General features: G+C 42.4%; 8 protein-coding genes. All 8 read right to left on the bottom strand.

Annotated elements, in window-relative coordinates; translation table 11 throughout:
• Nucleotides 1-44: 44 nt before the first annotated feature.
• The 8 genes from PHI47_RS10730 to PHI47_RS10695 all read right to left on the bottom strand — a co-directional run bounded on the left by PHI47_RS10730 (nt 45) and on the right by PHI47_RS10695 (nt 14,005).
• Nucleotides 45-605, bottom strand: coding sequence for a 2OG-Fe(II) oxygenase (locus tag PHI47_RS10730; protein WP_299937026.1), 561 nt, complete (start codon nt 603-605; stop codon nt 45-47).
• Nucleotides 598-1,338, bottom strand: a complete 741-nt coding sequence (locus tag PHI47_RS10725) for a glycosyltransferase family A protein (RefSeq protein ID WP_299937023.1) — start codon at nt 1,336-1,338, stop codon at nt 598-600. Before PHI47_RS10725 ends, PHI47_RS10730 begins: the two co-directional genes overlap by 8 nt.
• 94 nt (nt 1,339-1,432) lie before the next feature.
• Complete coding sequence (locus PHI47_RS10720) at nt 1,433-2,170, bottom strand: glycosyltransferase family A protein (protein WP_299937019.1); 738 nt, start codon at nt 2,168-2,170, stop codon at nt 1,433-1,435.
• Nucleotides 2,167-2,934 (bottom strand): radical SAM protein, encoded by a 768-nt coding sequence (locus PHI47_RS10715; protein WP_299937016.1) that lies wholly within the window; start codon nt 2,932-2,934, stop codon nt 2,167-2,169. Before PHI47_RS10715 ends, PHI47_RS10720 begins: the two co-directional genes overlap by 4 nt.
• Complete coding sequence (locus PHI47_RS10710) at nt 2,931-4,244, bottom strand: HlyD family type I secretion periplasmic adaptor subunit (RefSeq protein WP_299937014.1); 1,314 nt, start codon at nt 4,242-4,244, stop codon at nt 2,931-2,933. The genes PHI47_RS10715 and PHI47_RS10710 overlap by 4 nt, the downstream gene beginning before the upstream one ends.
• A 3-nt stretch (nt 4,245-4,247) precedes the next feature.
• Nucleotides 4,248-6,350 carry a type I secretion system permease/ATPase gene (locus PHI47_RS10705; protein ID WP_299937011.1) on the bottom strand — a complete coding sequence of 701 codons (2,103 nt, stop codon included), beginning with the start codon at nt 6,348-6,350 and terminating at the stop codon, nt 4,248-4,250.
• A gap of 34 nt (nt 6,351-6,384) precedes the next feature.
• On the bottom strand, nt 6,385-13,413 hold the full coding sequence (locus PHI47_RS10700) for a cadherin-like domain-containing protein (protein WP_299937008.1): 7,029 nt from the start codon (nt 13,411-13,413) through the stop codon (nt 6,385-6,387).
• A complete protein-coding gene (locus PHI47_RS10695; protein ID WP_299937005.1) occupies nt 13,403-14,005 on the bottom strand; it encodes a hypothetical protein in 603 nt (200 codons plus the stop codon). Before PHI47_RS10695 ends, PHI47_RS10700 begins: the two co-directional genes overlap by 11 nt.
• Between the last annotated feature and the right edge of the window lie 51 nt (nt 14,006-14,056).

Genomic DNA, 14,056 nt, shown 5'->3' with positions numbered 1-14,056 from the left:
CGCCTTTCTGTGGATTTTTTTCATGATTTCCCTTTGTATTGATTTCATTTGTAATGCAACAACGTCCCAACGATATATTTCGGACTCCCTCTCACTATAGGTTTGGCTCTATGCCACCATGCCCACATTGGAGGAAACATAATCAACCTCCCCGGTTTAGGCTTTGCCATGATCCCCAGTTGCGGAAAATCGGTCTCACCCCCTTCAAAGTCGTCATTGAGATAGAAAAAGACCACCAAAAACCGTCTAGCAGAATCGTGATTTGTAACATCCACATGATGATCGAATCGGTCGTCTCCGCCGCTCTGGTAGCGTTTCATCCGTATCTGCTCAAATGTATAGTCACTAGGCCATTGATGCGGTTCGATACCGTTATCGGCTTTATAACGCTCTATTGCTTCACGAAATAATTGAGTAAGCGCTATAACGTCATCACGAAAAATGTCATGCTGATACAGATTGATTTGGGTGAAGCGCATTTGCCACTCATCATGCGTATTGCGCACATTATGATGACATTGAGGATTGGATTCGAATCTATCGATCAGATCTTGGCAGTAGCGCAGGCTAAGAATATCGTCATAGACACTGATGTAGTTATTCATGATTTACCTTCCTCTTTTTTTTCATCACCCGCTTCAAACTTCCACTTCCATATCGTACATTCATCATCGCCATCTCCAAATAGCGTATCGCTTGAGTAGGCTCGATATTTTCTAACTGGCAAAATCTCGCTACTGTTTGGATATGACGAAGCCGGTTATGAAAATTGGACTTAGAATTTTGTATTGAAGTGGGGTGTTTATGATAGATATAGTTGACATTTAGATGGACGCTATAGGTGTGTTGATTATGCAGTATCCTCAATGCAAAGAGGACATCTCCGTACACATTCCCATCCTCCGCTCTTGGATAGCGCGTAAATATCTCTTTTTTTGCTACTAACCCATTGCTGATTGCTCTTGGTGCGAGAATTAGTTCTTCAATAGTGATTCCCTCAGGGGATTTGACTCGGGTTAATCGTCCAAAATGAATATCGCTTTCTATGCTCTCCGGCAACTCTAGCAACACATCATCCGCATCGACACGACAAATATATTCTCCTGTTGCATACCGAACACCAAGATTTTCTGGCAATCCGTCAAATCCTGATTGATACGGTGTTTTAAGATAGATGAATCCTGATGCTTGTGCCATCTGAACAGCATGAGTATCGGATGAACAATCATCAACCAATATCACCTCATAGGGGTTTAGCTTTTTGAGTGCGCGCAAGCACTCAGCAAAGAGATGAAGAGGCGGATTGTAAAAAGGGACAACAACAGATATTTTCATCATCTCACACTGACCTTGAGATTGGATTCGAGACTATCGATCCAATCTTGACAATAACGCAAGTTAAGAATATCGTCATAGACACTGATGTAGTTATTCATGATTTACCTTCCTCTCTTTTTTTCATCACCCGCTTCAGACTTCCACTCCCATACCGTACATTCATCATCGCCATCTCAAGATACCGTATCGCTTGTGTAGGCTCGATATTTTCTAACTGGCAAAACCTCGCTACTGTTTGGATATGACGAAGTCGGTTATGAAAATTAGATTTAGAATTTTGGATTGAAGCTGGGTGTTGATTATAGATATAATTTATACTTGGATGTAGTGTGTAAGTATGTTGATTATGAAGGACTCTCAGTGTAAAAAGGATATCTCCGTATACATTTGCATCTTCTGCCATTGGATAACGACAGTACACCTCTTTTTTAGCTACCATACCATTTATTATCGCTCTTGGAGCAAGGATTAACTCTTCAATTGTAATACCTACCGGAGCCTTAACCCGAGTTAAGCGATTCAAATATATATCTGTATCCATTGTTTGCGGTAATTCGAGGAGCACATCATCGTGATCGACACGGCAAATATATTCCCCTGATGCCGCCTTGACTCCCATATTAAACGGCAATCCTTCATGTCCCGATTGATATGGCGTTTTTAAATAACGAAATCCTGATGATTTTGCCATTTGAATAACCTTATTATCGCTAGAACAGTCATCGACCAATATCACTTCATACGGATTCAACTTTCTAAGTGCATGTAAACACTCAGCGAATAGATGAATTGGAGGATTATAAACGGGGACAACGACAGTAATATTAATCATATCGTCACCTTAGAATTAGAACGCATAGATAAACGAGAAACGCCTGTTAACTCACCGCATTGTTGACAACATTCGGGTACATTTCCTGATGAGAGGTATTTAAATACCTCGTCTCTCGATAGGGCTTTATGCCGATCAATCATAAAACAACATGGAGCTTCTTTGCCATCGACAAAAAAGTATCGAATGATATTGTTCTCAATATATCGACAGTGATAATTTCGATATGTCAACAAATTAGTCTTATATCGTGATTGATACGATGATTTCGGCTGTATATGTTGAACAAATAATATAATTTTATGTCGCAATGCAAAAGTGCGAAGTGTCTGTAACTCTTGTCCGTAATCGACTGCAAAAATTTTAATCTTTTCGGGAATGCTGGAATGATATTCCAGTAACTTGTTTATTATCAGTGAAGGATCAGGGCGTCCAGTTTTTTTGGCTGTATCTACGCAAAGCGTATCTATTGAAATACCAACACTCTTTAGCATCTGTAATTGGCTATTTTCTAACGCAATAGTTCCGTTAGTAATAATACTAATACTGTGTGTTTTTTGCTTTGCATATTCAACCATCTCCCAAAACTGCGGATGAAGCAATGGTTCACCCGTTCCTTGCAATAATAAATCACTCTGTGTTGGCAACGAATCGATAATTTTTGTAAAAAGCGTAAAAGAAATATGCCGATGTTCGAGAAATTCATTTGGACAATAAAAGCATTTAGCGTTGCAATACGTTGTAATCTCAATTTGACAAATCATCTCACACTCAACCCTTCATCCAAATACTTAATCATCGGATAGATAAAGAACTCAATCACTCTGCGCTTTCCGACTTTGAGTTCCGCCGTGACACTCATGCCGGGATTGATGGTTAACTCTTTTCCCTCTACCCGTAGTGTTGTCTCTTTTGGGTCAATGGTGATCTCATAGACGGGTCCGAGTTTCTCATCTTCGATAGCATCATCGGCGATGTGTTTGACTTTGCCGTGGAGCAGTCCGTATTTTTGGAAATCGAACGTATCGATCTTGATAGCGGCTTCCATCTCTTTGGTGATGAAACCGATGTCTTGGTTGAGGACTGTTGCTTGAATGATAAGAGGGACCCCTTTAGGAATCAGGGTGAGGAGTTTCTCAGCTGGGGTGACGACTCCTCCTACGGTATGAACTAAGAGTTTACCGACGTAACCATCCACCGGAGCAATGATCTGCTGTTTGGCATTACGAAACTGGGTGGTTTCCACTTCGGTGCGCAGTGACGTTGCCTCTTTGGACTTTTGGGTGAGGTCGGTGAGGAGTTTGTTTCGGTACTCTTGGGTAATGAGGCGGAGCTGTTGGGTGAGTTCGTTTAGTTTACCTTGGGACTGAGCGATAACGTGCTCTTTCATAGTGAGTTGTTCTTGGTACTCTACTCTTTGGTTTTTGGCATCTTCGTACTCTTTTTTGGCGATGATATCGAGTACCTCTTTGAGACGAGCTTCATGATCTTTTGCTGAGGAGAGGAGTTGTTTGAGTCTGCTTTTATCGGCTTTCGCCGTTTCGGTTGCTTCATCGTTTTGACGAATCTGCTCTTGGAGCACTTGACGTTGTTGATCGTAGGCGAGTTTGCCGGAGGTGTACATCATCTGTTGCGTTGCAATAGCGGCAGTGTCTTGGCATTTGCTATTGGGATGAAACGCTCTATCGTTAATCTGGGCATCGAGTCGTTCAATTTCCAGTTCGAGAAGTGAGAGGTTCTTTTGTTTAGATTCGAGATCACTTTGAGTTACGGAGGGGTCGATCTCCATCAGCACCTCTCCCTTTTTAACGCTTTGTCCCTCTTTAACTAAAATCGAGCCGATGACACCTGTCTCTACCGGTTGGAGGGTTTTAATCTCTCCCACGGGGATAACTTTGCCTCGTGCGCTGACCACAACATCGATTTTGGCAAAGAACAGCCATAAGAGTGCTATGGTGAGGAAGGCAAACAAACTCCACAGCAGGCTTCTCCCCAAAGGAGAAGTAGGACGCTCTTCGATCTCTACGAGGAGCGGGGTAAATTCGTGTTTGTCTTTGGTGTGAAATAAATTCATTTATTATAAACCTTGCTGAGTGGTGAGTTTGTAGTAGTATCCTTGTAGTCGCATCAGTTCCTCATGACTGCCACGCTCTACGATGTGCCCTTTATCCATAACGATGATAATGTCGCAATCCTTGACCGTACTGAGACGATGAGCGACGATAAACATGGTACGTCCTGTTTTGATCGTTTTTAGGTTGTCTTGGATGATACGTTCGGATTCATAGTCGAGTGCCGAGGTTGCTTCGTCAAATATGAGGATACGTGGGTTAGTGATAAGGGCACGGGCGATAGCAATACGCTGACGCTGACCACCGGAGAGTGCGGCACCGCGTTCGCCTACTTGGGTATCGTATCCTTCTGAGAGTTCAGCAACAAACTCATCGGCTCCGGCCATACGAGAAGATGCTAAGATATGCTCCATCGGTGCATCGGGACGGGAGAGGGAGATGTTTTCTTTGATGGTTCCGCTAAAGAGGTAGTTCTCCTGTAAAACCACTCCAATGTTGTTACGGAGCCATTTAGGATTCATATGGCGGATGTCTACCCCATCGATGTAGATCGTTCCTGAGTTGGTGATATAGAGACGCTGTATGAGTTTGGTGATCGTACTCTTACCGCTGCCGCTTCTTCCTACTAGACCTACACTGCTTCCTATAGGGATATCAGCACTGATACCGTTAAGGACTGAGGGAGAATCGGGAGCATAGGAGAAGACGATATTATCAAACGTTACACTCCCTTGGATACTAGGGAGCGTTATTGCTTTATCATTAGTTTGTTCTGTAGGGGTATTGAGGATATCTCCTAAACGATCCACTGAGAGGAGTGTTTGCTGAAACTCATTCCATAGATTCACCAGTCGTAATACCGGTCCGGTGAATTGTCCTGCGAACATCTGAAAGGCGATGAGCTGACCGACACTAAGTTTCCCCTCCAACACCAAAGTAACCCCGATATAAAGCATCGAGATAGTAAGGAGCTTTTGAAGTGCTCCGCTGATACCTCCGAGGATGTTGGAGAGGTTAGAGAGCTGAAATCCTGCATTGACGTAACGGGCAAGGTAATCTTCCCATTTGCGCTGCATCGATCCTTCCAGTGCGAGAGACTTAACGGTTTGTACTCCGGTTACTGCTTCAACAAGATAAGCGTTGCTTTGCGCCCCCATCTGAAACTTCTCTTCGAGTCTGCGGCGAAGCTCAGGGGTGATAACGAGATAGAGGATCGCGATAATCGTGACAAACCCTAGAACGACGAGGGTGAGTTTGACACTGTATAACAGCATCACGGCAACAAATACCACCGAGAATAATACATCGAGAATCAGAGTGACCGATTTGTTGGCGATAAACTCGCGTATTTGGTCAAGTTCACGGACACGGGCGATGATGTTTCCTACTTTACGTTTCTCGAAATAGACGAATGGTAATGCGAGAAGGTGGTGAAACAGTTTTGCTCCCAGTTTGGCATCGATCTTGGAGGTGGTATGGGCGAAGATGTAACTGCGGATCAGGTTGAGAATCAGCTCGAATATCGCAACGGCGATAAAGGCAACTGCGAGAACATCGAGGGTACTCATAGATCGATGTACGAGAACCTTGTCGAGGATTACCTGTGTAAAGAGCGGTGCGACGAGTCCGAAGAGCTGAAGAACGAAGGAAGCGATCAACACCTCTGCCATCACTTTTTTGTATTTCATGATCTGATGGAAGAACCAGCCGAATCCGAAACGGGCATCGGCGCTGAGGATACGGTGTTTTAGGACGATGCTTTTACCGGAGCTTTGAGCGGTACAATCTTCATAGCTCATAATATAAGGCTCTTTACGGGTGATATCAAAAACTAAAAGTTCTTGCTTCTCCGTATTGGCTTGGATGATACTCATATAGGTGCCGTCATGCTTTTGAACAATGATCGGCATCGGATAAGCATCTAGGAGTTTTTCTACTGAGAGCTTTTTGATGGCCGCACGGAATCCTTGGGCTGATGCGATACGGGTTAGCTCTTCGATGGAGGGTTCATGCTCGCTGAGAGCATACTCTTTGATAATGACACGGGTATCGATTGCAATGCGGTTGAGTTTGCCCGCGACTTCGAGAGCGGTTAGCGCGGAGTGCATGAAGCACCTCCGACTTTAAAGAAAGAAACTAGAATCACTTATGCCATCCAGCAGCGACAATGTTCATCAAATCTTGATTGGCTTTCACGCTGTCGATAGAGGTGATAGCGATATCATGAGACGATGCGTATGAGTTCATGGATTGGATAATCGTGTTGATATCGTTGGATGTCAGATAGTTGCCGTCACTGAGAGAAACTTTTTCAATAGTGTTTTCGGCTATGGATTGGTTCTTAACAGTAACCGTATCGGTTCCGCCGTATGAGATTACTAAATCGTTGCCGTTCATGTAGAAAGCTACGGAACTCCCGGTAATCCCTGTAGAGAAAGCCACTCTATCAGTTCCACCGTTAGTACTTCCATTCATATCGTGATCAAATATACTGTCGATTCCATCACCAACATTAAAGGCGTAGGTATCATTACCTGTTCCACCGTTTAGGGTATCGTTCCCTTTACTTCCAACCAAGATATTGTTTCCGATGTTTCCTATAAAGTTATCATTAAAAGTACTTCCGATCAGGTTCTCGATATTTAGGATGGTATCGATACCTGAACCGAGGGTGTTTTGAGCAGTGGTGATTCCGAGGTTTACTGTTACTCCGGAAGTTGCGTAGGCATAGGAGAGGTTATCGGCTCCTGCTCCTCCATCCATAATGTTATCCCCTGCACCTGCATAGATGTTATTATTTAAACTGTTTCCGGTTGCATTGGCTGCATTGGACGTATTTAACCGCAAGCTTTCAACATAATCTCCAAGCGTATAGCTGGCGGTACTGATAATCAGGTCACTTCCACCCGCATCAATCCCACTGGTAGCGGTTGTTGTTTCAATGACTTTATCATCTATATTATCAACGTAATACGTATCATTACCCGCTCCACCCAGCATAGTATCGGCTCCGGTACTTCCGTTAAGGGTATTATTGGCACTGTTACCAACTAGAGAATTGTTAAGGTTGTTTCCAACGCCATTGATAACAGCCGTTCCATAAAGAACAAGGTTTTCAACATTGGCACTCAAGCTATAAGATACGGTACTCGCAACCGTATCGGTTCCCTCAGCGCTATTTTCAATGACTGTGTCACCGATATTATCTACATAATATGTATCGTTTCCAGCCCCTCCGCTCATTACGTCCGCACCGGCTAACCCATTGAGGATATTATCTGCACTGTTACCCACTAGAGAATTGTTAAGGTTGTTTCCGATTCCATTGATTGCCGCTGTTCCGGTCAGAGTCAAGTTTTCTAAATTTGACTCTAACGTATAAGTAACACTTGATATAACTCTATCAACCCCTTCATTCACGTTTTCAGTTACGACATCACCGATACTATCAACGACATAGGTGTCATTTCCCGCACCACCCATCATAGTATCAGCTCCGGCACCCCCGTTGAGGGTATTGTTCACACTGTTTCCGATCAAAGTATCATTGTAATTACTCCCCGTTAGATTCTCGATATTTAAGATGGTATCGCTGCCTGATCCTCCGGTAGCTTGTGCTGTTGTTAGTGATAGATTCACACTTACTCCATCTGTTGCGTAGTAATATGATAGAGTATCCGTTCCGGCTCCTCCATCCATCACATTATTACCTCCTCCGGCATATATAGCGTTATTTAGAGTATTCCCCGCACCGTTAATATTGTCTGAGCCAAACAAGAACAAATTTTCTATATTGGCACCAAGTGTATAGCTAACACTTGATCGCACAATATCAACTCCTTCATTCGCATTCTCGATAACAATATCATCAATATTATCGACAATATATATGTCATCTCCTGTTGCCCCCATCATCGTATCAGCGCCAAGGTTACCGTTGAGCGTATTATTAACACTGTCTCCGACAAGGGTATCAGCATAAGTGGAACCATATAAATTTTCAAAATTTAAAATAGTATCGCTACCTGATCCTCCGGTTAATTGGGCTGTGGTAAGTGATAGATTCGCTTCTACCCCTGCTGTTGCATAATAATACGATAGAGTATCCGTTCCGGCACCTCCATCCATCACATTATTACCTGCTCCGGCATAGATAACGTTATTCAGACTGTTTCCTGTTGCATTGACTGCATTGGTTGTATTTAACCGTAAAGTTTCAACGTAATCTCCCAATGTCCAGCTTACGGTACTAATAACCTGATCACTTCCACCCGCATCAATCCCACTGGTTGCAGTTGTTGTCTCAATGACTTTATCATCTATATTATCAACGTAATACGTATCATTACCCGCTCCACCCATCATGGTGTCGGCTCCGGTGCCTCCATTGAGGCTATTATTTGCACTGTTTCCGATCAGGGCGTTGTTGAGGCTGTTACCGATTCCAGTGATCGCCGCTGTTCCCGTGAGAGTGAGGTTCTCAACATTGGCACTTAGGGTATACGTCACGCTCGATTGTACGGTATCGGTTCCTTCATTGGCATTTTCCACGATGCTATCCGTTGTAGTATCTACAACATACGTATCATTTTCGGTTCCACCCATCAGAGTATCGTTGCCAGTTCCACCATCGAGTGTATCATTACCGGCTCCACCTGTTAGAACATTATTGGCACTATTCCCGATGAGAATATTATCCGAACTATTCCCCGTTCCATTGATAGCTGCTGTTTCTGTCAATGTCAGGTTCTCTAAGTTTGCACCAAGCGTATATGTAACGCTCGATTGTACGGTATCGATTCCTTCACTGGCGTTTTCAACGATGCTATCGGTTGTAGTGTCTACAATATAGATGTCTTCTCCAGTTCCCCCTTTGAGGGTATCTGTACCTGCTCCGCCATCAAGGACGTCATTGCCTGCTCCACTCTCAAGAATATTATTATCTTTATTACCAATGATTGTATTGTCTAAATTATTTCCGAATCCATTAATACCTGTTACTCCAAATAAAGGGATAGAAGGAAAAGCAGGTTTTAGAGAAGGAATCAAGCTGACAATTTCCACATCTAAAAGTGTTAAGTTCTCCAAATTCATCCCTAATCTATAGGATACACTTGATTGTACGGTGTCAAACCCTTCGCCTTCATACTCTATTACAGCATCGTCGGCACTATTTACTACATAGGTATCATTTCCTAATCCTCCCGACATGGTGTCATTTCCACCACCGCCGTTTAGCACATCATTACCGACGCCTCCTAAGATGGTATCGTTTCCATTGTTTCCATTAAGAGTATCGTTTCCTAAACCGCCGGATATCAAATCACTACCGCCACTGCCGTTTAATACATTATCGCCTACATCTCCAATAAAATGAGCGCCTATTGCATCATTCAAATATAAAGGTTTATTAATTCCACTCGAAGTAGGTGTAGCCGGTCTATAGGTTCCAATATGGGGAACCGTTACTGTTACAATAGAATAAGCACCAGAAGAATCCATGACTTTTATTTGAAAAGCATCCGTCTCAGGGTACAACAAACCATCAGCATGCAGAAAAACTTGATCTATTCCAGATCCTAGCATAGGTGTCGTAGATATTACACCTTGACTTGACCAACTGATGTAGTTGTAATGTCCCTCTTTATCCAAAATCACTTCACCGTATTGAGGCTTACCGATCACTTCATAGGTTAATGAGCTGACTGAATCATCTAGATCGCTTCCGACGATATGTCCGCTTCCAGTGTCCTCGTAAGCGACGGGAGTGTCATGTAATGTAGTAGTTTGTCCATACGTTAGTTTCCCATTAATCGTTTGAAAAGAATTACTAATAGTGGTATACGGTTCGTATACTGGTTGAGCTACGATAGTAGTTTGATTTCCTCCTTTCAATGGAGTAATAGTCATACTAATAGGATGATCATAATATGTACCCGCCAATATCCCCGATGTGTACATATACCCATAAATAGGTCTTTTAGTATGATTAACCGTTGCTGTCGGCGCGTCGTCGATGTTTAGCAAAGTGATTTTAACCGATCCGGTTCCTGCTTGTCCGGCGGTATTTGTAGTCGTATAATCAAATCCGGCATCGGTTCCCGCATAATTGGCTTCAGGAGTAAAATGGACGAATCCATTGGCATCCAATGACACCGTTCCATGTCGAGCATTTAATACCGTTTTCAATGTCAAGTCTTGCTTACTGGTTCCTATCACATCATTTGCCAATAAATCTGTTCCATTAGCGATTAATTCGGTATCCTCATAACCCCATATATGGTCTAGCCCTGCTTGTATAGCCGATAAATCATAAACTTTATCAACGAATAATGAGGTCTCACCTTTGCTTGTTGTAGCTAATATCCCGCCCGGAATAATGTTTACAGTCAAACCTTCGGTATCGGCACTCAGATCTTCGCTCGACATTTTTTTGACAATACCGTTTTGCGTAAAGCTCCCTTTGGTATAATCAAGCTCAGTAATGCCTAGTGCAGTGAGTGAAAAGCTCTCAGTCGTCTCTTCTTGTCCGTTTCCATTGGCATCTTGCCAAATTTTTAATGCTTCCCATACCGGATCAGCCGAGGTAATTTTTCCGTCATTATTGGCATCGACCCATTGCATCCCTGCAAGTCCTCTACGATCCAGCGCTACGGCAGAGTTACTAAACATCTCTTTGCCGCTATCGACCACACCGTTAAAATTGCGATCCAGTGTTAAAAAGGCATCTTGCTTACTAATCCAAGCCGTTTCTTTGAAAAACCCTGAATTATCAACATCAAAACTGACTCCTGATGTTGCCTTGTCGATAGTGTGAATACCATCACCGTTTAAATCGAGTACCACAGGACGGAAGATTTGGGTATCACCGGTGAGGGCAACTGCTATTTTTCCATCTTTAGCCGCTCGTTCTTCTTCACTTAATCCGGCATTTCGCATCCCGATGTCCGTTTGGATTTTAGCTGTTTCTACCTCCCACATCGGAGCAATCGCTTCTCGATACAATGCTGAGCTCATAATAGCTTCGCCCAAGGAAATAAATGATTCAGGTGAACCTACAGCAGCGTTATATGGGTTACCGTATACATCGTAACGAAGTGTCGGGAATTTTTCTTTACCGGTCAAAGGATCGATATCGGTAAAATGGAACCCTGAAGTATCGTATCCGATATTCGGCATACGATTTGCGATGATTCCGAGTTTTAAATCAGAACTGGAATTTTGAGTTTCGATCATACTATTTAATGCGGTGAGAATATTGTTCATCAGACCACTGACAGCCTCGTTTCCGCCGGTCTCGCCTGCGCTTTGGAACGTGACATTCGTTCCGTCCCATACGAACTTGCCGGTTCCCCATGGATTAGGTACATCGCCTCCGCCAAAGAGGCTATCGATCATACTGTAGATACCATATACAATACCAACAGCAGGAACAAATATTGAAATAGCTGCTACAGCAATTCCTACTTCATCTCCGACTGCAATAGCAGCAGCAAGGCTAAGATAGGGTAACGCACCATTGGCTACCGTCAAACCATTACCTAGTTGAACACCTCCCGTTCCAAATAATGTTGTACTTATCTCTGCCGCAAATGCTGCACTTGTTCCTGATGCGAAACTCGCGTAAGCACTTGCTGCATATGCAATCGAATAAGCTGAAGAGGTAGCAATTGCCCATCCGTCTCCTCGTTTAAGGGCAGCATCCAAACTCAAAATACTCAGCACTCCCGATGCAGCATTCGATATTCCGTCTAAAGTATAGTTTTTAGTAGTAGATGTCAACTTACTAATATCGTTTGCCAAATGAATCCCTGAGGATATAATTGACAGTGGTTGTCCGGTTTGCATCGCTCTTATGAGTGAGAGTGCATCTATAAGCGAAGGTCCATAGGTGTTTATTGCTTTAGACGTATCGCTGTTGTTAATGTAACTTTGGAAATGTGTAAATCCGTCGATAACATTTTGCAAAGTAGTATTGTTTACAACATCATAAGCGGATGCCACACTACTAATATTTTTAGCCAAAATAGCATCAGTCGTTCCATTGCTTAGTGTATCACTTGTTAAACCAGCTTCTTTTAATGCCGCTAATGCTTCCGCTGCATCACGCGGAGGTTGACCATTAATTAAATCAACTGATGAAATTTGAAGATTACCATTCGAATCTGCCGTAAAGGTTGCATCAATCTTCTGCCCTGCTATAGTCCCACCGACACGTTGGATAACGGTTTGCCCTGCATAAGTAATAGTTGCTGTATAGCTCCCTTGGTTTTTGTCAACAGACATAGATTGTTCAAGCACTCTGCCTGAGCTATCGACTTTGGAAATACTGGTATTTCCATAATCATCGGATTTTATTTTTAAATCTCCTATGGACCAGATATTATTATAGCCTCCTACTGTTGGAAAAACAGTAACTGTCATTCCTGTTTCAGATTCAAAATAACTATATGTGTGCTGCTGTTCTAATACTGTACCATCAGAAAATTCATAGCGAGTTATTCCTTTCCCCATATCTTTAGGCTCTGCACTCTCAAGTCGAAATCCAGTTACGGCACCACTATTAGGATCTATCACTGGTACACTAAACTGTGTTGCTGTACGATTGAACATGGCATCAATAGTTTCTGCCAATTGAAGTTTTTGTTCAGCAGTAGGATTATCGGGGAGAAGGGACTTTAGTTTGGTCACATCTTGTTCAATTGTTGAGTTACCTCCTCGAATCAATGCATACCCTGTTAATATAACTGCAGCAGCACCAAAAGTTATCGCTACACCTCCCGCAATTGGTAAGACGGCTATTATCCCTGCTAATCCAGCTAATGCATTCAAGCCTGTATTGGTTTTTACACTACTTACACTACCAGTCTCATATGCTTCATTAACAAATAACCCAATATTTGCTCCTCCTGCGGGTAAAGCAAGTAATTTTGAACCAATTTTCAATACATTAGTAGTCATGGCTCCTTCACTTGCCAAAGAACTTGTAACGGCAGCAAACGAAGTTATTGCACCCGCTATCCCAGTACTGCCAGCAGTAGTATTTAATACAGCCTCAGTTGAAGTATTAGAATCCGAGAATAAGCTTTTAAATCCATCTGTAATTTGGGTAGCTGTTGCTCCCTCTTGGTATATTAAATTTACTGCTTTTAACGCATTACTACTCGCCATGTTTGTCCTCCTCTATTAGTTTTTTTCTTACATACATGAATTCTGAAATTGCTGACAATAAACATCCGCCAATCCAAATAATTATCATACTAAGTGGTACACTATTATTTGCAAGTCTATCAAAATGTTTATGTGCTTGATTTATATTCATATATTGTTTTCCATTCATCCATAAATCAACGATAAACCCTTGCCCTGAAGGTAGCATAAACCATTGTACGGTTGCAGGATGACTTAACCATTCTCTTGTGTTATCATTATAGAATGTCCCTTGTTCAGTTACAAAATTATGTTTGAAACGGATCTTATTTCCACTGTTTGTGATCAATTGATAGTAGAAATTTTTATTTATTTTTACTTCACTGAAATTTCCTTCACTAATAATCATTTTTTCCGTTGTAGGAAATAAAATCTTATAGTCCATATAACTACTATAAAATAGTGGAAAGACAATTGGCAATGATAAAAGAAAACCAAAAAACAAAAAAGGTCTTGTTCTAAACCATAACGAACCTACCTTATCACGACGAATAAGAAGACTCCAAAATGTTTTTCTTAAAACAAGCCAAAAGCTTACTTCATCAATTTTCACTCAACCCTCCTAATCTCAATCAGATTATTCACATAACTCATCCCCGCGAGT

The sequence above is a fragment of the Sulfuricurvum sp. genome (assembly GCF_028713855.1).
Taxonomy (GTDB): Bacteria; Campylobacterota; Campylobacteria; order Campylobacterales; family Sulfurimonadaceae; genus Sulfuricurvum.
Note: the sequence above shows the minus strand (reverse complement) of the source record. Positions and strands in the feature narration are given on the sequence as shown.